This window comes from Neorhizobium sp. P12A (genome assembly GCF_008365395.1).
Taxonomy (GTDB): domain Bacteria; phylum Pseudomonadota; class Alphaproteobacteria; order Rhizobiales; family Rhizobiaceae; genus Rhizobium.
Map to the genome: position 1 here is coordinate 142,629 of NZ_QOVX01000006.1, position 20,129 is coordinate 162,757.

25 protein-coding genes and 1 riboswitch are annotated in these 20,129 nt (G+C 59.6%); of the genes, 12 read left to right on the plus strand and 13 right to left on the minus strand.

The features are described from left to right. Positions 1 to 25 precede the first annotated feature (25 nt). From DTW90_RS18820 to sugE, 5 genes are all read left to right on the plus strand, one after another. A complete protein-coding gene (locus DTW90_RS18820; RefSeq protein WP_149340134.1) occupies positions 26 to 1,153 on the plus strand; it encodes an S-(hydroxymethyl)glutathione dehydrogenase/class III alcohol dehydrogenase in 1,128 nt (375 codons plus the stop codon). 102 nt (positions 1,154 to 1,255) lie between these two features. After that, positions 1,256 to 1,831, plus strand: a complete 576-nt coding sequence (gfa, locus tag DTW90_RS18825; protein ID WP_149340136.1) for an S-(hydroxymethyl)glutathione synthase — start codon at positions 1,256 to 1,258, stop codon at positions 1,829 to 1,831. A 108-nt stretch (positions 1,832 to 1,939) separates the two neighbouring features. Then, positions 1,940 to 2,407: a YaiI/YqxD family protein gene (locus tag DTW90_RS18830; RefSeq protein ID WP_149340138.1), complete on the plus strand. Its 468-nt coding sequence runs from the start codon at positions 1,940 to 1,942 to the stop codon at positions 2,405 to 2,407. Next, entirely contained in the window at positions 2,404 to 3,237 is an 834-nt protein-coding gene (gene fghA, locus DTW90_RS18835) for an S-formylglutathione hydrolase (protein ID WP_149340140.1), read from the plus strand. Before DTW90_RS18830 ends, fghA begins: the two co-directional genes overlap by 4 nt. A 149-nt stretch (positions 3,238 to 3,386) precedes the next feature. Continuing rightward, complete coding sequence (gene sugE, locus DTW90_RS18840) at positions 3,387 to 3,701, plus strand: quaternary ammonium compound efflux SMR transporter SugE (protein WP_149340142.1); 315 nt, start codon at positions 3,387 to 3,389, stop codon at positions 3,699 to 3,701. Positions 3,702 to 3,716: 15 nt separating this feature from the next. On the opposite strand, the gene DTW90_RS18845 is transcribed toward sugE, so the two are convergent. The 7 genes from DTW90_RS18845 to crcB form a co-directional block, all read right to left on the minus strand. After that, on the minus strand, positions 3,717 to 4,103 hold the full coding sequence (locus tag DTW90_RS18845; RefSeq protein ID WP_132524770.1) for a DoxX family protein: 387 nt from the start codon (positions 4,101 to 4,103) through the stop codon (positions 3,717 to 3,719). 113 nt (positions 4,104 to 4,216) lie between these two features. Further along, positions 4,217 to 5,749 carry an acyl-CoA carboxylase subunit beta gene (locus DTW90_RS18850; protein WP_149340144.1) on the minus strand — a complete coding sequence of 511 codons (1,533 nt, stop codon included), beginning with the start codon at positions 5,747 to 5,749 and terminating at the stop codon, positions 4,217 to 4,219. Positions 5,750 to 5,839: 90 nt separating this feature from the next. Next, positions 5,840 to 6,232, minus strand: a complete 393-nt coding sequence (locus DTW90_RS18855; protein ID WP_348633751.1) for a hypothetical protein — start codon at positions 6,230 to 6,232, stop codon at positions 5,840 to 5,842. 140 nt (positions 6,233 to 6,372) lie between these two features. Further along, the gene (locus tag DTW90_RS18860) at positions 6,373 to 7,158 is read right to left on the minus strand and encodes an ATP12 family chaperone protein (RefSeq protein ID WP_149340146.1); all 786 of its coding nucleotides are present in this window, start codon (positions 7,156 to 7,158) and stop codon (positions 6,373 to 6,375) included. A gap of 9 nt (positions 7,159 to 7,167) precedes the next feature. Beyond that, positions 7,168 to 7,821, minus strand: a complete 654-nt coding sequence (locus DTW90_RS18865; RefSeq protein ID WP_132524763.1) for an HAD-IA family hydrolase — start codon at positions 7,819 to 7,821, stop codon at positions 7,168 to 7,170. A gap of 55 nt (positions 7,822 to 7,876) precedes the next feature. Continuing rightward, complete coding sequence (locus tag DTW90_RS18870) at positions 7,877 to 8,872, minus strand: RluA family pseudouridine synthase (protein ID WP_149340147.1); 996 nt, start codon at positions 8,870 to 8,872, stop codon at positions 7,877 to 7,879. Between the two features lie 126 nt (positions 8,873 to 8,998). Then, entirely contained in the window at positions 8,999 to 9,376 is a 378-nt protein-coding gene (crcB, locus tag DTW90_RS18875) for a fluoride efflux transporter CrcB (protein ID WP_149340149.1), read from the minus strand. 156 nt (positions 9,377 to 9,532) lie between these two features. On the opposite strand from crcB, the gene DTW90_RS18880 reads away from it, so the two are divergent. Then, the gene (locus DTW90_RS18880) at positions 9,533 to 9,808 is read left to right on the plus strand and encodes a hypothetical protein (RefSeq protein ID WP_132524757.1); all 276 of its coding nucleotides are present in this window, start codon (positions 9,533 to 9,535) and stop codon (positions 9,806 to 9,808) included. Between the two features lie 66 nt (positions 9,809 to 9,874). Here DTW90_RS18880 and DTW90_RS18885 read toward each other — a convergent pair whose 3' ends face one another. Together DTW90_RS18885 and DTW90_RS18890 are read right to left on the minus strand one after the other, a co-directional pair. Further along, positions 9,875 to 10,417 carry a copper chaperone PCu(A)C gene (locus tag DTW90_RS18885; RefSeq protein ID WP_149340151.1) on the minus strand — a complete coding sequence of 181 codons (543 nt, stop codon included), beginning with the start codon at positions 10,415 to 10,417 and terminating at the stop codon, positions 9,875 to 9,877. Between the two features lie 95 nt (positions 10,418 to 10,512). Further along, positions 10,513 to 10,890 carry a hypothetical protein gene (locus DTW90_RS18890; protein WP_149340153.1) on the minus strand — a complete coding sequence of 126 codons (378 nt, stop codon included), beginning with the start codon at positions 10,888 to 10,890 and terminating at the stop codon, positions 10,513 to 10,515. A gap of 138 nt (positions 10,891 to 11,028) precedes the next feature. Between DTW90_RS18890 and DTW90_RS18895 the strand changes: the two genes are divergently transcribed. The 6 genes from DTW90_RS18895 to DTW90_RS18920 all read left to right on the plus strand — a co-directional run bounded on the left by DTW90_RS18895 (position 11,029) and on the right by DTW90_RS18920 (position 17,166). Then, positions 11,029 to 11,220: a DUF3008 family protein gene (locus tag DTW90_RS18895; protein ID WP_132524751.1), complete on the plus strand. Its 192-nt coding sequence runs from the start codon at positions 11,029 to 11,031 to the stop codon at positions 11,218 to 11,220. A 100-nt stretch (positions 11,221 to 11,320) separates the two neighbouring features. Then, positions 11,321 to 11,409: riboswitch (glycine riboswitch) on the plus strand. Between the two features lie 155 nt (positions 11,410 to 11,564). Further along, positions 11,565 to 12,704, plus strand: a complete 1,140-nt coding sequence (gcvT, locus tag DTW90_RS18900) for a glycine cleavage system aminomethyltransferase GcvT (protein ID WP_149340155.1) — start codon at positions 11,565 to 11,567, stop codon at positions 12,702 to 12,704. A gap of 27 nt (positions 12,705 to 12,731) precedes the next feature. After that, entirely contained in the window at positions 12,732 to 13,094 is a 363-nt protein-coding gene (gene gcvH, locus DTW90_RS18905; protein WP_149340157.1) for a glycine cleavage system protein GcvH, read from the plus strand. Further along, positions 13,094 to 15,958 (plus strand): aminomethyl-transferring glycine dehydrogenase, encoded by a 2,865-nt coding sequence (gcvP, locus tag DTW90_RS18910; RefSeq protein WP_149340159.1) that lies wholly within the window; start codon positions 13,094 to 13,096, stop codon positions 15,956 to 15,958. Before gcvH ends, gcvP begins: the two co-directional genes overlap by 1 nt. A 271-nt stretch (positions 15,959 to 16,229) precedes the next feature. After that, the gene (locus DTW90_RS18915) at positions 16,230 to 16,850 is read left to right on the plus strand and encodes an esterase (protein ID WP_149340161.1); all 621 of its coding nucleotides are present in this window, start codon (positions 16,230 to 16,232) and stop codon (positions 16,848 to 16,850) included. Position 16,851: 1 nt separating this feature from the next. After that, entirely contained in the window at positions 16,852 to 17,166 is a 315-nt protein-coding gene (locus DTW90_RS18920) for an addiction module antidote protein (RefSeq protein ID WP_132524741.1), read from the plus strand. Between the two features lie 21 nt (positions 17,167 to 17,187). Here DTW90_RS18920 and DTW90_RS18925 read toward each other — a convergent pair whose 3' ends face one another. The 4 genes from DTW90_RS18925 to DTW90_RS18940 all read right to left on the minus strand — a co-directional run bounded on the left by DTW90_RS18925 (position 17,188) and on the right by DTW90_RS18940 (position 20,128). Beyond that, a complete protein-coding gene (locus DTW90_RS18925; RefSeq protein WP_149340163.1) occupies positions 17,188 to 17,808 on the minus strand; it encodes a LysE family transporter in 621 nt (206 codons plus the stop codon). 214 nt (positions 17,809 to 18,022) lie between these two features. Next, positions 18,023 to 18,418, minus strand: a complete 396-nt coding sequence (sufA, locus tag DTW90_RS18930) for a Fe-S cluster assembly scaffold SufA (protein WP_149340165.1) — start codon at positions 18,416 to 18,418, stop codon at positions 18,023 to 18,025. 77 nt (positions 18,419 to 18,495) lie between these two features. Then, positions 18,496 to 18,876, minus strand: coding sequence for an SUF system Fe-S cluster assembly protein (locus DTW90_RS18935; RefSeq protein ID WP_132524735.1), 381 nt, complete (start codon positions 18,874 to 18,876; stop codon positions 18,496 to 18,498). Between the two features lie 10 nt (positions 18,877 to 18,886). Next, positions 18,887 to 20,128 carry a cysteine desulfurase gene (locus DTW90_RS18940; protein WP_149340167.1) on the minus strand — a complete coding sequence of 414 codons (1,242 nt, stop codon included), beginning with the start codon at positions 20,126 to 20,128 and terminating at the stop codon, positions 18,887 to 18,889. Position 20,129: the final 1 nt, after the last annotated feature.

The window sequence follows — 20,129 nt, forward strand, 5'->3', positions numbered from 1 at the left end:
CAAATCATTAGGGAGACAGACGACCATGGACGTGCGCGCCGCCGTTGCCGTGCAGGCAGGAAAACCGCTTGAAATCATGACGGTTCAGCTCGAAGGCCCGAAAGCCGGCGAAGTGCTGATCGAAGTCAAGGCGACGGGCATCTGCCACACGGACGATTTCACGCTTTCGGGCGCCGATCCGGAAGGTCTGTTTCCCGCGATCCTCGGCCACGAGGGCGCCGGCATCGTGGTCGATGTCGGCCCAGGTGTTACTTCCGTGAAGAAGGGCGACCACGTCATCCCGCTCTACACGCCTGAATGCCGCGAGTGCCCCTCCTGCCTGTCGCGCAAGACCAACCTCTGCACGGCGATCCGTTCGACCCAGGGCCAGGGCCTGATGCCCGACGGCACCTCGCGCTTCTCGATCGGTAAGGACAAGATCCATCACTACATGGGCTGCTCGACCTTTGCCAATTACACGGTTCTGCCGGAGATTGCCGTCGCCAAGGTCAATCCGGACGCGCCGTTCGACAAGATCTGCTACATCGGCTGCGGCGTGACGACGGGCATCGGCGCTGTCATCAACACGGCCAAGGTCGAGATGGGCGCAACAGCCATCGTCTTCGGCCTCGGCGGCATCGGCCTCAACGTCATCCAGGGCCTGAAGCTCGCCGGCGCCGATATGATCATCGGCGTGGATCTCAACAACGACAAGAAGCCATGGGGCGAGCGATTCGGTATGACGCATTTCGTCAATCCGAAGGAAGTCGGCGACGATATCGTGCCTTACCTCGTCAACATGACGAAGCGCGGCGCCGACCAGATCGGCGGCGCCGACTACACATTCGACTGCACCGGCAATACCAAGGTCATGCGCCAGGCACTGGAGGCATCGCATCGCGGCTGGGGCAAGTCCGTCGTTATCGGCGTTGCCGGTGCCGGCCAGGAAATTTCCACCCGCCCGTTCCAGCTGGTGACCGGCCGCTCCTGGATGGGCACGGCCTTTGGCGGCGCGCGCGGTCGCACCGACGTTCCGAAGATCGTCGATTGGTACATGGAAGGCAAGATCCAGATCGATCCGATGATTACCCATACGATGCCGCTCGAAGAGATCAACAAGGGCTTCGAGCTGATGCATTCCGGAGAAAGCATCCGCAGCGTCGTGCTGTATTGAGGAGAACACGGCAAGGCGACGCGGCGTTGAAATAGCCCGCGATCTTTTGGCAAATCGATCCTGATTTGGGGGCCGCAGGCGACCAAGGAGGAGGAGCAGAGCATGCCAAGTCAAGTATCGATACACCCCGCCCTGAATGGCGGGGTGAAGGCAGGCCAGGCGAATTTCAACGGCGGGACGCTGGTCTGCGCCTGCGCCGATCGTCCCGTGAAGGTTAAGGTCGAAGGCACGGTGTTGCATAACCACGCCTGCGGCTGTTCGAAATGCTGGAAGCCGGAGGGCGCGGCCTTTTCCATCGTCGCAGTCGCACCGACGGACAAGGTCACTGTTCTCGAAAACGGCGACAAGTTGAAGGTTGTCGATCCCAGCGCCCTGATCCAGCGCCATGCCTGCACGGGGTGCGGCGTGCACATGTACGGGCCCGTCGAGCGGGACCACGCCTTCACAGGCCTTTCCTTTGTGCACCCGGAGCGTTTTCAGGAAGGCGGATGGCCGGCCCCCGGTTTCGCGGCCTTCGTGTCGTCGATCATCGAAACGGGCACGCCGCCGTCCGCAATGGCGGGCGTCCGCTCAAAGATCGAGGAACTCGGCCTGGAGCCATATGACTGCCTCAATCCGACTCTCATGGATGCAATCTCGACCTGGGTCGCCAAGAAGGCCGGAACGCTGAGAGAATAAACCAGTGTCTTGAACCTCAAGCGATTCCAAGGCTATTGGGGAATACCGAACTGCTCTGTGCCTCCATCGGGCGCACAGAGCTCTACCCATGAAACAGATTGCCATCTCATGATCTTTGTCGATGCGGACGCTTGTCCGGTAAAGCCGGAAATTCTCAAGGTCGCAGAGCGCCATGGTATCGAGGTGACCTTCGTCGCCAATTCCGGTTTGCGGCCGTCCCGTGATCCGATGGTCCACAACGTGATCGTATCCAGCGCCTTCGATGCGGCGGATAACTGGATCGCCGAACGCGCTGGCGAGGGTGATGTCGTGGTGACTGCAGACGTGCCGCTTGCCGGGCGATGCGTTGCTGCAGGCGCCATGGTGACGGGGCCGACCGGCCGGATTTTCGACAAGGCCAATATCGGCATGGCGACCGCCATGCGCGATCTCGGCGCGCATCTTCGGAAAACCGGTGAGAGCAAGGGCTATAATGCTGCCTTCTCGCCGCGCGACCGCTCCCAATTTCTGGAAACCTTCGACCGGCTTTGCCGGCGAGCAAAAGCGATGATCCCACCCACTGGAGGCCAAATATGAAAGTCCTTTCCCAAAATACCGCTTACGGTGGCATGCAGGGTGTCTATTCCCATCCCTCTGAGACCTGCAATTGCGAGATGACCTTCGGCGTTTACGTGCCGCCGAAGGCGATCACCGACCCCTGCCCCGTCGTCTGGTTTCTGTCAGGCCTTACCTCGACCCACGCCAACGTCATGGAAAAGGGCGAGTATCGTCGCATGGCTTCGGAACTCGGCCTCATTGTCGTAACGCCCGATACCAGCCCGCGCGGCAGCGATGTGCCCGACGAGATCACCAACTGGCAGATGGGCAAGGGAGCCGGGTTCTATCTCGACGCAACCGAGACGCCCTGGGCGCGGAATTTCCAGATGTACAGCTACATCACGCAGGAACTGCCCGCTCTCGTCAGCCAGCACTTCCGGATGGACATGAGCCGGCAGGGCATCTTCGGCTTTTCGATGGGCGGTCACGGCGCGTTGACCATCGCCCTGAAAAATCCGGACCGTTTTAAGAGCTGCAGCGCATTTGCGCCGATCGTCGAGCCGATGACCGCTGATTGGTCGATGGATGCCTATGAGAAATATCTCGGCGAAGACCAGACGAAGTGGCGTCAATACGACGCCTGCGTCCTAGTCAAGGATGGTGCACGCTTTCCCGAATTCCTCATCGACCAGGGAAAGGCCGACGGCTATCTCGAGACCGGCCTGCGTCCCTGGCTGTTCGAAGAAGCCGTCAAAGGCACAGACATCAAGCTGATGATGCGGATGCATGAGCGCTACGATCATTCCTACTATTTCGTGTCTACCTTCATGGACGATCATCTGCAATGGCACGCCGAGCGGTTGGCATAGATCAGGTGGTGCGCCTTTCGGCGCCACTCTATCTTGCAAATGGAAACCGGGCGAAGCATATGTCCATAATCGCAGACGGCTGCGACGGCGGGCTTGGGGCCCGTTGACCGACCGCGGGGACGGCCTCGCTCTTTTGAACGGAGCGAAGAATGGCTTGGTTTCTGCTTTTCCTGGCTGGTCTTTTTGAAATCGGCTGGGCCGTCGGACTGAAATTCACGGACGGATTTTCCCGCCCCCTTCCCACTACGCTGACGCTATTGTCGATGGTTGCCAGCGTCGTCCTGCTCGGTCTGGCCGTCAAGACGCTTCCGATCGGAACTGCTTACGCAGTGTGGACAGGTATCGGCACGGTGGGCACCGTCATCCTCGGCATTTGCCTTCTGGGCGATCCCGCAACGGTGGTGAGGATCGTTTGCATCGGCCTGATCGTTGCAGGCATCGCCGGGCTCAAGCTTGCTGCCTGAACCCGGCGAAAGCGATTACTTCTTGCGATTGTCGAGCGCCAGCAGGCCGGGGCCGGCGAAGAACAGGTACATGAATACGAAGCAGAACAGGATGGCGGCGTCGCCGCCATTCAGGGCCGGGAAGAAGCTTTTCGGAAAATGGGCCATGAAATAGGCGACCGCCATATTGCCGCAAAGGATGAAGGCGACCGGGCGCGTGAACAGGCCGAGAGCGATCAGCAAGCCGCCAAATGCTTCGAGGATACCCTGGGTCAGATAGAGGCCGCTGAGCGTTGCAGGGCCGCCGGACGGGAAGCCGAAAAGCTTCTGCGTGCCGTGCTCGATATACTGCAGACCGGTCATGATACGAAGTACGGTCAAGGCGTAAGGCTGATATTTGTTCAAGCCGTCGAAAAGTGCCATAAGAATCTCCAGTTTTTGCGTCTTCGCCTCCGAATTAGCCTGCACTGTAGAATTCGTGAATACAAAGCTTCTGACACCGCATCAAATTTTCGTGTAAAATCCGCGACTTGTGGTCACAGAGGAATGTTGTCGTGCTTCTTCCAGGGGTTCGACAGATCCTTGTTGCGCAACATTCTGAGACCACGTGCAAGACGACGACGTGTCGAATGCGGCATGATAACCTCGTCGACATAGCCCCTTTCAGCCGCGACGAAGGGCGAGAGGAAGCGGTCCTCATACATTTTCGTATGCGCGGAAATTTTCTCCGGATCGGCGATATCCTTGCGGAAGATGATCTCGACGGCGCCCTTGGCGCCCATGACCGCAATCTGCGCCGTCGGCCAGGCATAGTTGATGTCACCGCGCAGATGCTTAGACGCCATGACGTCGTAAGCGCCGCCGAAGGCCTTGCGCGTGATGACGGTAAGCTTCGGCACTGTTGCTTCCGCATAGGCAAAGAGCAGCTTCGCACCATGCTTGATCAGGCCGCCATATTCCTGCGCAGTTCCGGGCAGGAAGCCGGGTACGTCGACAAAGGTTACGATCGGAATGTTAAAGCAATCGCAGAAGCGCACGAAACGTGCCGCCTTGCGCGACGCATCGCTGTCCAGCACACCGGCGAGCACCATCGGCTGGTTGGCGACGAAGCCGACTGTCGAGCCTTCGATACGGCCGAAGCCACAGACGATGTTCTTCGCAAAGCTTGCCTGGATCTCGAAGAAGTCGCCCTCGTCGGCGGTCTTCAGGATCAGTTCCTTGATGTCGTAGGGCTTGTTGGCGTTGGCCGGGATGAGCGTATCGAGCGACATGTCCATATCGGTCACCGACTGGTAACATTCGATCTCGGGTATCGGCGCCGTGTTCGACAGCGGCAGGAAGTCGATCAGCCTGCGCACCTGCAGCAAGGTGTCCAGGTCGTTGTCGTAAGCCGCGTCCGCGATCGATGATTTGACGGTATGCACGAACGCGCCGCCGAGTTCCTCCGCCGTGACGGTCTCGTTGGTGACGGTCTTGACCACATCCGGGCCGGTCACGAACATGTAGGACGTATCGCGCACCATGAAGATAAAATCGGTCATGGCCGGCGAGTAGACGTCGCCGCCTGCGCAGGGACCCATGATGATCGAGATCTGGGGAATGACGCCCGAGGACAGTACATTCCGCTGAAAGACTTCCGCATAGCCGCCGAGTGCGGCCACCCCTTCCTGGATGCGCGCGCCACCGGCATCGTAGATGCCGATGATCGGCGCTCTGTTCTTGAGCGCCATATCCTGCACCTTGATGATCTTTTCGGCGTGAGCTTCCGAAAGCGAACCGCCGAAAACGGTGAAATCCTTGGCAAAGACGAAAACGGTGCGGCCGTTGATGGTGCCCCATCCGGTTACGACGCCGTCGCCGGCAATCTTGCTGTTCTCCATGCCGAAATCGGTCGAACGGTGCTCGACGAACATATCGAACTCTTCAAAGGAGCCCTCGTCCAGAAACAGCTCGATGCGCTCCCGCGCCGTCAGCTTGCCGCGCTTGTGCTGCGCATCGATGCGCGCTTCGCCGCCGCCCTTACGGGCAATTTCACGACGACGCTCAAGTTCCTGCAGGATTTCCTTCATGACGACCCTCTTCTCCGCTGATCCGACTTACCATGCGACCAGCAGGGTTTGAAGAGGCAAGACCCTTCGCCCCACGGAGGAAGCCGAAACTCAACTGCCGAGTGGAGGCGTATTGAGCGCAAAGGTGGAACGGACGCGCGCAGCTATGTCCTCGGCCATCATTTCGTCCACACCGGCCGGGTCCGGCGCTATGGTCGTCGTCTCAAAAGATGCAATTCCGATTACCGAGCCGCTTTCGATCGACGTCGCATCGATATTGACCTTCGCCACATTGCGGTCCTGCTGGATTCCCTGTGCCTTTTCGACGCTGGCAATGCGAATGTTCAGCGAAACCTGCGGCATCGGAGACGGGCGTGTGGTTGCCGCAATGGCGGCATTTACACGCTGAGTAACCGCGGAGAGAAGCTGGGGCGAGATCGTCGGATCGGCCACGACAGTGGCGCTTCGGACATCGTAGACCGGCGCAGGCGGGTCCTTGGTCAACAAGCTGTTGCAAGCCGTCAAGCTAAAGCACACTAAAAGCATTCGCCACATGCGTGGCATCAGCCCATTCATGATTCGTATCCCAATATGACCCCGTCGCGCCGTAGACTTGGCCATAATCACCTGCAAATCAACAGCAATCAGCTTCGAAGCGCTGAAAAAACGTCTGTTGCCGCCTGAAATTCCTTGAAACGCATCGCCCGTCGCTGTTCCGCTTCTTCGTCGCTGCCCCAATGTTCAATGGTCCAATCCTCATCGAGATGGGCGAGCGACCATGCTTCGTCCAAGGGCAAAAATCCCTCGGCGAAAGCAAGTGCAAGGATCGCGGAACCCGTCAGCGTGGTGATCGTATGCAGGCTCGCGAGTTCGAGCGGGGTATCGTATTTCCGCAGGTTTACAGCAAAGGCAGCAGTCGCCTCGCGCGGCTGCTCCTGATGGATAACGCCTTCGATCAGGATGAAGCGGGCACCAAGGCTATTGGCCGCCCAATCCATGACGGGATCCCAGCGCTCCGATTGTCGCGCCACGAGTCCTTCCGGCCCCTCGGCCCGGTAGCAGAGCAGATCGGTCGAGGAGAAGCGGAGAATATCCTCGAACACGGCCTGAGTATCCGTTGCAACACCATCCAGGGCCGTGTTGAGCAGTCGCGTGACCGGCATGGTCGCGGGATCGATTACATCCTCCTGCTGCTGCCACTCGGCGGCAGCGAGCGTGGCCAGCGCCTGGGTTGGAACGACCAATGGCAGGCGCGCAGGCGTGCGGATCGTCTTGCCATCGAGTTCCAGAGCATAGCCTTCCTCGACCTGTCTGGTCGTTACTTCCTTATAGAAACGCTTCGGCAAAGGGCGTTTCATCTGGATCTGGGCCCGTCTTATCGGATCGGGGTGGCTCAGTCCTTCGGAGAGATCGTTCAGCAGGTCGCGCATGGCGTCACCTCAGACAATATGGCTTAGCAGGTCGTTAGGATGGTGGGCGATCGCATCGGCTCCAGCCGCAAGCAAGTCTTCCACTGAAGCGTAGCCCCAGGAGACGCCGATCGCGGTCGCGCCGGCAGATTTTGCCATCTGCATGTCGTAGATCGCGTCGCCGATAACGATGGTGTCATGCGGATCCATGCCGGTTTCGCTGCAGCATTCCGTCACCATGGCGGGATGAGGCTTCGAAGGGCAATCGTCGGCAGTCCTCGAAACTCTGAAATAGGGCGTGAAACCGTGCACTTCCAGGATCTGCGTGAGCCCGCGCCGGGATTTCCCGGTCACGGCGCCGATGAGCAATTCGTCGCGCTGGGCCAATCCATCGATGAGCGGCTTGATACCGTCGAAGAGCGGCGTGCCCATGTCGGGCTCGTCCCGCACTTCGGTGTAGATCGACTTGTAATGCGCGGTCATCGCAATCGCTTCGTCATCCACATGGGGCTTGCCCTGCATCCTGGCAATGGCGATGTCCAGCGTCAGGCCGATGATCGACTTCGTCGTCGCCACATCGGGCCGCCTGTGGCCGAAGGCGACGAAGGTACGGGCCATAACTTCATGGATCAAACGCGCACTGTCGACCAGGGTGCCGTCGCAATCGAAAAGAACCAACTTCATCTTATCGTCTTCTGCTGTTTGAGAGTTTGCCGCAGCGTTTGAGGTGTCCGCGATTTCAATCGTCTTCTTCCGCTTCCATCCCTGCCAGATCGAAACCCAAGAGGTTCCAGCTCTGCACCATGTGCGGCGGCAGCGGTGCGGTCACGCGCAGGCGGCCCCCATTCGGATGAGGGATATCGATATGGCGGGCGTGAAGGTGGAGACGCTTCTGGATGCCTCCCGGGAAATCCCAGTTCGGGTCGTCGTCGAAATATTTCGGATCGCCGATGATCGGATGTCCCATATGCAGCGCATGAACGCGAAGCTGGTGGGTGCGGCCGGTATAGGGCTCCATTTCCAGCCAGGCGAGCCGCTGCGCTGCGGTCTCGACAACACGATAGTAGGAGATCGCGTGATCCGCGCCCTCCTCCCCGTGCTTGGCAATCCGCATACGGTCGCCGTCTGCGGTTGCTTCCTTGACCAGCCAGGTCGAGATCTTGTCCTCGTGCTTGCGCGGCACGCCCTTGACCAGCGACCAATAGGTCTTCTTGGTGTCGCGCTCCCGAAAGGCGGCCGTCAGCTTCTGCGCCGCGCCGCGTGTACGCGCGACAACGAGAACACCCGAAGTGTCGCGGTCGAGGCGATGCACGAGACGTGGCTTCTCGCCCTTTTTACTCGTCCAGGCTTCCAGCATTTTGTCGACGTGGCGCGTGAGGCCTGAGCCGCCCTGGACGGCAAGGCCGGCCGGCTTGTTGAGCACGAATACCTTCTCGTCTTCATGCAACAGCATGCGTGCCAGAAGCTCGCCATCGTCGGAATGCTTGAGATCTTTGCCCGCGATCGGCCCGGTCTTGACCTTGGCATCGACATCGAGCGGCGGCACGCGCACCATCTGTCCCGGCTGGACCCGGGCATCGGTTTTCACCCGTCCACCGTCGACGCGGACTTGCCCGGAGCGCATCAGCTTCTGCAACTGTCCGAATCCGAGGCCCGGATAGTGAATCTTGAACCAGCGGTCGAGGCGCATACCGGATTCGTCCGACTCGACCTTGATATGTTCAATTCCGGCCATGCTTCTTCTTTCAATGGATTGCGGCGGCAAGTCTGCCTTTGAAGGTCGCTTTAGAGCATTTTCGTCAAAAGTGGAAACCGGAATCGTGCAAATCCGGGCTTTTTGCAACCAGTCAGGAGCTTGGGGTTAGCCGAATGACCTGATGACAGCCAGACCGGCGACGACCGCGGCAAGCGATACCACGACGCTGGCGACCACGTAAGTGATCCCTGCCATCAGTGCCCCGCGCTCGAAAAGCGCGATCGTATCCAGCGAAAAGGCGGAAAAGGTAGTAAACCCGCCGAGAAAGCCGGTGATAAGTAACAGGCGCAATTCGACAGAGCCGCCATATCTCCGGGTAATCAATTCAGCAAGCACGCCGATCAGAAAACAGCCGATGACATTGACCGCCAGAGTTCCCCAGGGAAAAGCCGGCCCGGCGATACGCAAGGCCCAGATGCCCACAGAATAACGCAGGACAGAGCCGATTGCGCCGCCAACTGCAACTAGGAGAAGTTGGAGCATAGTTTCTGAATTATCCTGTTGCTATCGGTGTGCCAATGGAGCGGTCCGAATCAGAACAATTTGGGTAGATCGTTAGAATACGAGAGATTTCTTTAGCGGAAAACCAAGCCGCCGAGGATAGGGTCCGCCGTATTATTTGCGTTTTGGACGAAAACAATGGTCGAGGTCGTAACCGTTTCCGCCTATACTGCGGGTTGGGCAATGGAGGCTGTCAAGCAGCCTGCACGCACGCCGGCTAGCATTGTTGCGCGCGAGGCGCGGCTTCGTGAAATTCGCCAGGAGCGCGGTGGTGCGTCCGACGAAGGCGATATCGAAAACGCTATACCGACCATCCAATCGACCGAGGTAGCACTGGACCTTTTGACGGAGGGAAACCGTCAACCCAAGTCCAATTTCCAGCAGGTCGTCAAGGCCTACAGCGAGAACGAATAGTCTCGAAGATTAGCTTGTAGAAGACCGGCCCGCAGAAATTTGGTCCGCGGGCCTGGGCTTAAAGCCTCAGTTTCCCTGAACAGGCAAAACCGGCAATATCAGATCGACGGACCCGGCCTTCTCGAAAGTCAGCGTGACCGGCACAGTACCGCCCTGTTTGAACGGCGCCTTGACCTGCTTGAACATCATGTGCAGGCCATTCGGGGAGAGCTCGACCGTTGCACCGGCCGGGACGGCAACGCCATCCTTGAGCTCCCGCATCTTCATGATGTTGTTTTCCATCTTCATTTCATGAAGTTCGACCTTGCCGGCGCCTGGCGACTTGACCGAAACGAGGGTGTCGTTGCTGCCGCCGCCGTTGTGGATGACAAGATAGCCGCCGCCGACCGGTTGCCCCGGCAGCATGGCGCGGACGTAAGCGCCGCTGATGTCTAGATCACCGGCTTTCGCTGCCGCTCCCTTCGCAGGGCTCGGTGCATCCATCGGCATCTTCATGCCGCTCATGTTGTTCATATCGTTGGCCTGCTGCGCGACAGCACTAACCGCTGACAGCGAAAGCGTGGCGGAAAAAATCAGCGCGGCAACGGCAATCATGCGTTCGTGTTTCATGGGGTATCTCCTCTCCGGCGATCTGGCATCATGCTTGCCAGAGCCGGCTTGCCGCATGGGCGGCCTCAATTGATCTATCGAGTTATGATTACGGATCAGAGGAAAAGCGGCGGCGCGCGAGAATTGGCGCGCATGATCGTTCGGTTGCCGAAGATCGCGCCAGCCTCGCCGAGTGGGTTGAGCAGGAACGCGTGCGAGACGGTCAACCATGCGCCATCATCTGGATCAGGGAGAATAATCGATCCGGCCAGGCGGCAGACTTCGCAGCCGGGCTTGATGACAATCTTTCCATCGCTGTCCTTGATGGAAATGCAAAGTGTCGGGACGCTGCCATCAGGCAACTGATAGGCCGACCATCCGGAGCCGTTATCTTCGGCGGCAGCGGGCGCCTGATGGGCAAGCCCGAGGAACAGCAACGTGGCGGCGCAGAACATGCGCACCACGACTTTCCATCCTGTCTGCCGTCCGCTCATGAAACCCCTCCGCCCGATCCACGGGATAGCCCGCTTCGGTAGGAATTGCAAAGCCATATGTCGAATGCGCCGGGAACCTTGCCGGGCGCCGATGGGTTTCATTCGGACAGGAGAAAAACGCTCCGGATGGAGATGATCATGCCGGCAAAATCCAAGGCACAGCAGAAGGCTGCAGGTGCTGCACTTGCCGCCAAGCGCGGTGAAATCAAGAAATCCGAACTCAAGGGCGCATCCAGGCAAATGGTCGACAGCATGTCGGAAAACCAGCTTGAGGAATTCGCCTCCACCAAGCGCAAGGGCCTGCCCGCGCATAAGGAGAAAGCGGATTGACCGTCCCGAGACGGCAAGACGCGACGACCTCTCGCGACAGAAATTTGCTTGGCGACGACATTTGCCCTTGCCAAGCTTGGCGCCTGCCAGATAATGGCGGATGACCCTGTTGGGAGAATCCGGTGAGGAGCCGGTGCCGAAGGAGCAACCGCCCCGGAAACTCTCAGGCAAAAGGACCAGCAGCGGGCAGACGGAACTCTGGAGAGAAGCGCCAAAAGCGTTCGCCGAAGGGATAACAATCTCAGGCAAAGGGACAGAGGGGGCTCACGACAAGGGCGCAATGCATCTGCGCCGGAATTTTGAGCCCGCGCTTTTTTAACAAGCGCAAACCCCGGAGGCGTCATTTGGACGAGACCGCTGCCCTAAAGAAAACGCCCCTTCACGCCCTTCATCTGTCGCTCGGCGCCCGCATGGTGCCCTTCGCCGGATACGACATGCCAGTGCAATATCCGCTCGGCGTCATGAAGGAGCATCTCCAGACCCGCACTTCTGCCGGCCTGTTCGACGTGTCCCATATGGGCCAGGTCATCATTCGCGCCAAATCGGGCAAGTTTGAAGACGCTGCCCTTGCGCTCGAAAGCATCGTGCCTGTCGATATTCTCGGCCTACCCGAGGCACGGCAGCGCTACGGCTTCTTCACCAACGAGGACGGCGGCATCCTGGATGATCTGATGATCACCCATATCGACGACTATCTCTTCGTCGTCGTCAACGCCGCCTGCAAGGACGCCGATTTCGCACATCTCGAAAAACACATGGGGGATCGCTGCGAAATCATGCCGCTGGAAGACCGCGCGCTGGTCGCATTGCAAGGCCCTCGAGCCGTCTCTGTGCTCGCGGAACTCTGGGCCGATGTCGCAGCGATGAAATTCATGGATGCCCGTCACTGCCGGCTGCACGACGTTTCCTGCGTGGTCTCCCGCTCCGGCTATTCCGGCGAGGACGGATTTGAAATTTCGATCCCCGGCAAATATGCCGAGGATATCGTCAACCGCCTGCTGGAACATCCCGATGTCCAGCCGATCGGCCTCGGCGCCCGCGACAGCCTGCGCCTCGAAGCCGGGCTATGCCTCTATGGCAACGATATCGATACGACGACCTCGCCGATCGAAGCCGGGTTGGAATGGGCGATACAGAAGGCGCGCCGCAACGCAGGCGCTCGCGCCGGCGGCTTTCCCGGTGCATCGCGCATTCTCGCCGAACTCCAGGATGGCACCACGCGCCGCCGTGTGGGCCTGAAGCCGGAAGGCAAGGCGCCCGTTCGTGACCATGCCAAGCTCTATGCCGATGACCAGGGCAAGGACGAGATCGGCGAAGTGACCTCAGGCGGCTTCGGCCCGAGCGTCGAGGGACCCGTGGCCATGGGCTATGTCCCGCCGTCCCACGCCGCGGTGGGCACCCGGATCTACGCCGAAGTCCGCGGCAGATATCTGCCCGTGACCGTAAGCGCCCTGCCCTTCATCACCCCGACCTACAAACGCTGACAGTCAATTTAAAGAGAGGGATAATCCATGCTGAAATTTACCGAAGAACATGAATGGCTGAACATCGAAGGTGACGTCGCAACGGTCGGCATCACGACCTACGCCGTGGAGCAGCTCGGCGATCTCGTCTTCGTCGAACTCCCGGAAGTCGGCGCCAGCTTCTCCAAGAACGACAACGCAGCGACAGTCGAATCCGTCAAGGCGGCCTCCGACGTCTATTGTCCGCTCGATGGCGAAATCACCGAGGTCAATCCGGCGATCGTTGCCGATCCGGCCCTCGTCAATTCCGATCCGATGGGTGCGGGCTGGTTTTTTAAATTGAAGCTGAAGACCGCCTCCGACGCCGATGGCCTGCTGGACGAAGCGGCCTACAAGGAGCTCACCGCCTGATGAATACGCCGACCGAGTTTACGTTTACCGACTACCAGCCCTACGATTTTGCCAACAGACGCCATATCGGTCCCTCGCCGTCCGAAATGAGCGATATGCTCAAAGTCATCGGCTATAACAGCCTCGACGGCTTGATCGATGCGACCTTGCCGCCATCCATCCGACAGAAAGCGCCTCTCGTCTGGGGCGCGCCGATGACGGAGCGCGAGGCGCTCGACAAGCTGCGCGAGACCGCCAACAAGAACAAGGTTCTCGTCTCGCTGATCGGCCAGGGCTACTATGGCACGATCACCCCGCCGGTCATCCAGCGCAACATCCTTGAAAACCCCGCCTGGTACACGGCCTACACACCCTACCAGCCCGAGATCAGCCAGGGTCGCCTCGAAGCGCTCCTCAACTACCAGACAATGGTCTGTGACCTGACCGGGCTCGACGTCGCCAATGCCTCGCTGCTTGACGAGGCGACGGCTGCCGCGGAAGCCATGGCGATGGCCGAGCGTGTCTCGAAGTCCAAGGCCAAGGCCTTCTTCGTCGACGCCGATTGCCATCCACAGACGATTGCCCTGATCCGGACCCGCGCCGAACCGCTCGGCTGGACGGTCGTCGTCGGCAATCCCTTTACCGATCTCGATCCTGTCGATGTCTTCGGTGCGATCTTCCAGTATCCCGGCACACACGGCCACGTACATGATTTCACCGGCCTCTGTGCCCGCCTGCACCAGACCGGCGCTATCGCCATCGTCGCCGCCGACCTACTTGCACTGACGCTGCTGAAGTCGCCGGGCGAAATGGGTGCGGACATCGCCATCGGCTCGTCCCAGCGCTTCGGCGTGCCGGTCGGCTATGGTGGCCCGCATGCGGCCTTCATGTCGGTCAAGGACGCGCACAAGCGCTCGATGCCGGGCCGCCTCGTCGGCGTCTCCGTCGATGCCCGCGGCAACCGCGCATATCGCCTGTCGTTGCAGACGCGCGAACAGCATATCCGCCGCGAAAAGGCGACGTCGAACATATGCACCGCCCAGGTGCTGCTCGCCGTCATGGCCTCCATGTACGCCGTCTTCCATGGCCCCAAGGGCATCAAGGCGATCGCCCAGCAGGTCCACCAGAAGGCCGTCTTGATGGCGAAGGGTCTGGAAAAGCTCGGCTATAAGGTCGAGCCTGAAGCCTTCTTCGACACGATCACGGTTGATGTCGGCCACATGCAGGGCCTGATCATGCGCGCGGCTGTCGCCGAGGGCGTCAACCTGCGCAAGGTCGGCGAAACCGGGATTGCGATGAGCCTTGACGAGCGCACCCGCCCGGCAACGCTGGAAGCTGTCTGGCGTGCATTCGGCGGTAACTTCAAGCTTGCCGATTTCGAGCCCGGCTATCGTCTGCCGAAGACCCTGCTGCGCACCAGCGAATACCTGACGCATCCGATCTTCCACATGAACCGCGCTGAAAGCGAGATGACCCGCTATATCCGCCGGCTTTCGGATCGCGACCTGGCGCTCGACCGCTCGATGATCCCGCTCGGCTCCTGCACGATGAAGCTGAACGCGACAGCCGAAATGCTGCCGATCACCTGGCCGGAATTCTCGGACATCCATCCCTATGTGCCGGCCGATCAGGCGCTCGGCTATCGCGAGATGATCGACGACCTGACGGAAAAGCTTTGCGCTGTCACAGGCTACGACGCCTTCTCCATGCAGCCCAATTCCGGTGCGCAGGGTGAATATGCGGGCCTGCTGACCATCCGCAACTATCACATCGCCAATGGCAACGGTCACCGCGACGTCTGCTTGATCCCGACCTCAGCGCACGGCACAAATCCGGCCTCCGCCCAGATGGTCGGCATGAAGGTTGTGGTCGTGAAGGTTCGCGAAAACGGCGATATCGACCTCGACGACTTCCGCGCCAAGGCCGAGCAGCACTCGGAAAACCTGTCCTGCTGCATGATCACCTATCCCTCGACCCACGGCGTGTTCGAGGAGACGGTGAAGGAGATCTGCGATCTCGTGCACAAGCATGGCGGTCAGGTCTATCTCGACGGCGCCAACATGAACGCCATGGTGGGTCTGTCCCGCCCTGGTGACATAGGCTCCGACGTCTCGCACCTCAACCTGCACAAGACCTTCTGCATTCCGCACGGCGGCGGCGGTCCCGGCATGGGCCCGATCGGCGTCAAATCGCACCTCGCACCCTACCTGCCCGGCCATCCGGAAACCGACGGTCGTTCGGGCGCCGTGTCCGCAGCGGCTTTCGGCTCTGCGTCGATCCTGCCGATCTCCTGGAGCTATTGCCTCATGATGGGCGGCGAAGGGCTGACGCAGGCGACCAAGGTCGCGATCCTCAATGCCAACTACATCGCTGCCCGCCTGAAGGGCGCCTATGACGTCCTCTACAAGTCGCAGGCTGGCCGCGTGGCGCATGAATGCATCATCGATACCCGCCCGCTGGTCGAAAGCTCGGGCGTGACCGTCGATGACGTCGCCAAGCGCCTGATCGACTGCGGCTTCCATGCCCCGACCATGAGCTGGCCGGTCGCCGGCACGCTGATGATCGAGCCGACGGAATCGGAAACCAAGGCCGAACTCGATCGCTTCTGCGAAGCGATGCTGGCGATCCGTCAGGAAGCCCGCGACATTGAGGAAGGCCGCTCCGACAAGGCCAACAACCCGCTGAAGAACGCTCCGCACACCGTCGAGGACCTCGTCGGCGAGTGGGATCGCCCCTACAGCCGCGAGCAGGCCTGCTTCCCGCCCGGAGCATTCCGGGTCGACAAGTACTGGTCGCCCGTCAACCGCGTCGACAATGTCTACGGGGACCGCAACCTGATCTGCACCTGCCCTCCGGTGGAAAGCTACGCCGAGGCGGCAGAGTAAGCAGGACATTGCCATGAAATCGGACGCCCAGGCCAAAGTCTGGGCGTCTGCCTAAATGCGACATGGATTTCGTCTCGGCTACGGCCGGAAAATACAGCCATGGCGGGCATAAAATAAGACAAAAATTGATAAGTTGTCGAAACGAATAAAGCGAAAAAAAGTTTTTCCAATGGCCGAGCATCAATTCGTGCTTTTGGAGAAAACGGACATAAAGCCGTTATAAAACGGATTTATTCCGAAGCCCAACCCTTTGGCGCGATTGGGATTCCTCATGCCAGAACTTGAAGGCTTGCACTACGCTGCAAAACGCAGCGAGGCCGATGCTCGGCCATTGTTGCTGTTTCACGGCAGCAGCGGCAGTGAACTGGACCTGATGAGTTTTGCCGATGAGATCGCGCCGCAGCGTCCCTGCATTTTCCTTCGCGGTGGCGTCGAGTGGGAAAATGGCTTTGCGTTCTTTTGTCGCAATCCGGATCGGACGCTTGTCTACGAGGATTTGCAGCTTCAGACAAATCGCATCTGTTCGTTCATTGAGGCAGCGATTCGGACGGGTCTTATTTCGACGCAGCCTCTTCTTATCGGCTATTCGAATGGAGCCATCATGGCTTCCTCGATCCTGTATCGGCAGCATGCCCTTGCTGCGGGTGCCGTCCTGCTACGGCCTCTATCGCCGGCGCCGGACGACGATTTTCCACCGATGCCTGAGATAGGCATCCTGATTGTTGCTGGAGACCGCGACGATCGGCGCGCGCCGGAGGATGCGCGTCTGGTGGAAGAGCAATTCAAGAAATCGGGTGCGGATGTCAGCAGTCATGTGCTGGCAACCGGTCATGGTCTCCATGAGACCGAAACGCATATTGTGGGGGATTGGATTTTTAGGAAGGGATTTTGAAATGGCGCCGGGTACATCAATCGTCGACGATGGCGATTTTCTGGAAAGTGGACAAACGATCGAGGAATATATAAGGGCGGCCTTCGAGACCGAAGATGCGATGTCCATCACCAAGGCATTGGGCATGGTCGCGCGCGCAAGCAGCATGAGCCAGCTTGCACGGGATGTCGGCATGAGTCGTTCCGCGCTCTATCGGGCCCTGAGTGGCGACAGAAACCCGGAATTTGCAACGATCCTCAAGGTCATGAAGGCGCTGGGACTGAAGCTCCGTTCGGAGCCCGGGAATGGCCACGCCGGCGACAAGACTGCCGCCTGATTGCCAGGCGCAAACGTTTATTCAGGCCAGAAGCGAATAGCCTGACGATCCGATTGCCAGGCAACCGAACAGGATCAGCAGATAGCCCGACGCCCGCCCGAAGCCTGCCGTGAACTGATCCGACAGCCGATCGCGCGCAAGGCTGACCACGCCGCTCAGTGCGAACCACCAGAGAAGCGAGCCAGCAAACACGCCGGCAAGAATGAGCGTGGCGCTCGTGGCTCCCGTCTCCTGCGCCAGGCCGAAGCCGGCAAACAGGGCGCCGAAAGACAGGATTGTCGCCGGATTTGATATTGTCAGAAAAAACGTCGCGAAAGTGGTCCGCAGGAAATCCCTGGCCCTGATATCCGCGGCCTGGACCGGCGGTGTGGAGAGACGTTGCCAGCCCAGCCAGAGAAGCAAAAGACCGCCACCGATCGCCAGGGGAATGGTCACCGTGGCAAGCGCCTTTGCGAACATCGCAAGCCCCGCGACCGCAACGAGAGCATAGGTCGAGTCGCCCAAGGCGGTTCCGAGCCCGACGGAAAAGCCGGCCCAGAATCCGCGGTCGAGCGCTCGGTTGATGCAGAGCGTACCGATCGGACCCGGCGGCGCAGTGATAATTGCGCCGAGCAAAGCCCCCTTCAACAGCAACAGAATCATTGCCCAGCCAATTCCCTTCCCCGGGGTTCCCCATGGGTTTTGAACAGGCCTTGTAACGTTGTCATGAAAACAGAACCGGCCGACCGAATTTTGCCCATCGATGGCGAATGAGCAACTTGTGCAGTTATTTAGCGGAGCAATAATTTCCGGTCCAGCGACAAGATTGACGCAACCGGAATAAATCTGTCAGCGAAGCCACCACAGCTAATATTCGTTAGTGGCTTGCCGCGGTTTCAGCCTGGCGCTGCGCAGCCAGCGCTGCGAGATCGGCAGGTTTCAGTTCAACCGATTCACCGCAGCCGCAAGCTGATGTCTGATTCGGATTGGTGAAGGTAAAGCCCGACCGCAGCGTGGTCGTCTCGAAACCCATCTGGGTGCCGAGCAGGTAAAGAACAGCTGATGGCTCGACCCAGACTTTTGCGCCGTCGAGCTCGATCAGGTCGTCCTTGGCATTGGGCTCCGTCACCAGGTCGATGGTATATTCCATCCCGGCGCAGCCACCCTTCTTGATGCCGACGCGAACACCCTTGGCATCAGGCCCGGAATTCTCGACGATTGCCTTTACGCGGGCGGCAGCCGTGTCGGTCATTGTCATTACTGCAAAGCCCATGGGCTTGGTCTCCTTCGGCAACCGGGGTCAAGATCCGGTGCTTCATGAATCAAATTTAGTGCCAGCCGGTAAACGGATCAATACCAGCCGACAGCCACCTGTGCCTCTTCCGACATGCGGTCGGGTGTCCACGGCGGATCGAAGGTCATTTCGACCTCGACACCGGAGACGCCTTCAACGGCGCCGACGGCGTTTTCGACCCAGCCGGGCATTTCGCCGGCGACGGGGCAACCGGGCGCCGTCAGGGTCATCATGATCTTCACCATGCGGTCGTCTTCGATGTCGATCTTGTAGACCAGACCGAGTTCGAAGATGTCAGCCGGAATTTCCGGATCATAGACCGTTTTCAGCGCCGAAATGACATCGTCGCTCAGGCGCGCCAGCTCCTCGGCCGGGATGCTGGAATGCACGATCCCTTCGCGCACATCGATTTTCTGTTCGCTTTCATCAAGACTCATTGCGAATTCCTCAAGCAAAGAACTTGCGCGCATGTTCCAGCGCATCGGCCAAGGCGTCGACTTCGGCACGCGTATTATACATCCCGAACGATGCACGGCATGTGGAGGTGACGCCGAAGCGTTTCAAGAGTGGCTGCGCGCAATGCGTACCCGCGCGAACCGCAACGCCCTGACGATCGATGACCATCGACACGTCATGGGCATGGATACCGGCAAGCTCGAACGAGAAGATGCCGCCCTTGCCAGGCGCATCGCCGAAAACGCGCAGCGAGTTGACAACACGTAGACGCTCGCGGGCATAGTTGGTCAGATCGGCCTCGTGGGCGGCGATCCGTTCCCGTCCGACCGCATCCATGTAGTCGAGCGCGAAACCGAGCCCAATCGCCTGGACGATCGGCGGCGTGCCGGCCTCGAAGCGATGCGGCGGATCATTGTAAGTGACGATGTCTTCCGTCACGTCGAAGATCATCTCACCGCCACCCTGGAAGGGCCGCATCGCCTTCAGGAGATCCTTCTTGCCGTAAAGGACGCCGATGCCCGACGGACCATAGAGCTTGTGGCCGGTCATGACGTACCAATCGCAGTCGATATCCTGCACGTCGACCGGCAGATGCACGGCACCTTGCGAACCGTCGATCAGGACGGGGATGCCGCGCTCATGGGCTATGCGGCAGACTTCCTTAACCGGAACGATAGTGCCGAGCGCATTCGACATGTGGGTGATGGCGACGAGCTTGGTGCGTTCCGTCAGGCTCTTCTCGAAATCCTCGATATGAAAAGCGCCTTCGTCGTCAACCGGCACCCAGACCAGCTTGGCACCCTGCCGCTCACGGATGAAATGCCATGGCACGATATTGGAGTGATGCTCCATGATCGAGACGACGATCTCGTCGCCCTCACCGATATTGGGCATGCCCCAGCCATAGGCAACGGTATTGATCGCCTCGGTGGAATTCTTGGTGAAGATGATATCGTCGACGGATGGCGCGTTCAGAAAGCGGCGAACCTTTTCGCGCGCCGCTTCATAGGCCTCGGTAGCGGTGTTCGAGAGATAGTGAAGGCCGCGATGGACGTTGGCATATTCGTGCGAATAAGCGTTCGAGATCGCGTCTATCACCACCTGCGGCTTCTGGGCCGATGCGCCGTTGTCGAGATAGACCAGCGGCTTGCCATGGACCTTGGTCGCAAGGATCGGAAAATCCTTGCGAATGGCTTCGACGTCGTAGGCCGTCGCTGAAACTATCTTGTCCATC

Excerpts from the sequence above, each read along its gene's own strand:
- DTW90_RS18850 (WP_149340144.1), bottom strand. The coding sequence starts at position 5,749 with ATGAAGGAAATCCTGCAGGAACTTGAGCGTCGTCGTGAAATTGCCCGT.
- DTW90_RS18890 (WP_149340153.1), bottom strand. The coding sequence starts at position 10,890 with ATGAGCGGACGGCAGACAGGATGGAAAGTCGTGGTGCGCATGTTCTGC.
- gfa (WP_149340136.1), top strand. The coding sequence starts at position 1,256 with ATGCCAAGTCAAGTATCGATACACCCCGCCCTGAATGGCGGGGTGAAG.
- DTW90_RS18925 (WP_149340163.1), bottom strand. The coding sequence starts at position 17,808 with ATGATTCTGTTGCTGTTGAAGGGGGCTTTGCTCGGCGCAATTATCACT.
- DTW90_RS18830 (WP_149340138.1), top strand. The coding sequence starts at position 1,940 with ATGATCTTTGTCGATGCGGACGCTTGTCCGGTAAAGCCGGAAATTCTC.
- gcvH (WP_149340157.1), top strand. The coding sequence starts at position 12,732 with ATGCTGAAATTTACCGAAGAACATGAATGGCTGAACATCGAAGGTGAC.
- DTW90_RS18870 (WP_149340147.1), bottom strand. The coding sequence starts at position 8,872 with ATGGCCGGAATTGAACATATCAAGGTCGAGTCGGACGAATCCGGTATG.
- DTW90_RS18820 (WP_149340134.1), top strand. The coding sequence starts at position 26 with ATGGACGTGCGCGCCGCCGTTGCCGTGCAGGCAGGAAAACCGCTTGAA.
- gcvP (WP_149340159.1), top strand. The coding sequence starts at position 13,094 with ATGAATACGCCGACCGAGTTTACGTTTACCGACTACCAGCCCTACGAT.
- DTW90_RS18845 (WP_132524770.1), bottom strand. The coding sequence starts at position 4,103 with ATGGCACTTTTCGACGGCTTGAACAAATATCAGCCTTACGCCTTGACC.
- DTW90_RS18880 (WP_132524757.1), top strand. The coding sequence starts at position 9,533 with ATGGTCGAGGTCGTAACCGTTTCCGCCTATACTGCGGGTTGGGCAATG.
- DTW90_RS18885 (WP_149340151.1), bottom strand. The coding sequence starts at position 10,417 with ATGAAACACGAACGCATGATTGCCGTTGCCGCGCTGATTTTTTCCGCC.
- DTW90_RS18935 (WP_132524735.1), bottom strand. The coding sequence starts at position 18,876 with ATGAGTCTTGATGAAAGCGAACAGAAAATCGATGTGCGCGAAGGGATC.
- sugE (WP_149340142.1), top strand. The coding sequence starts at position 3,387 with ATGGCTTGGTTTCTGCTTTTCCTGGCTGGTCTTTTTGAAATCGGCTGG.
- DTW90_RS18940 (WP_149340167.1), bottom strand. The coding sequence starts at position 20,128 with ATGGACAAGATAGTTTCAGCGACGGCCTACGACGTCGAAGCCATTCGC.
- DTW90_RS18895 (WP_132524751.1), top strand. The coding sequence starts at position 11,029 with ATGCCGGCAAAATCCAAGGCACAGCAGAAGGCTGCAGGTGCTGCACTT.
- DTW90_RS18860 (WP_149340146.1), bottom strand. The coding sequence starts at position 7,158 with ATGCGCGACCTGCTGAACGATCTCTCCGAAGGACTGAGCCACCCCGAT.
- DTW90_RS18915 (WP_149340161.1), top strand. The coding sequence starts at position 16,230 with ATGCCAGAACTTGAAGGCTTGCACTACGCTGCAAAACGCAGCGAGGCC.
- crcB (WP_149340149.1), bottom strand. The coding sequence starts at position 9,376 with ATGCTCCAACTTCTCCTAGTTGCAGTTGGCGGCGCAATCGGCTCTGTC.
- sufA (WP_149340165.1), bottom strand. The coding sequence starts at position 18,418 with ATGGGCTTTGCAGTAATGACAATGACCGACACGGCTGCCGCCCGCGTA.
- DTW90_RS18865 (WP_132524763.1), bottom strand. The coding sequence starts at position 7,821 with ATGAAGTTGGTTCTTTTCGATTGCGACGGCACCCTGGTCGACAGTGCG.
- DTW90_RS18920 (WP_132524741.1), top strand. The coding sequence starts at position 16,852 with ATGGCGCCGGGTACATCAATCGTCGACGATGGCGATTTTCTGGAAAGT.
- fghA (WP_149340140.1), top strand. The coding sequence starts at position 2,404 with ATGAAAGTCCTTTCCCAAAATACCGCTTACGGTGGCATGCAGGGTGTC.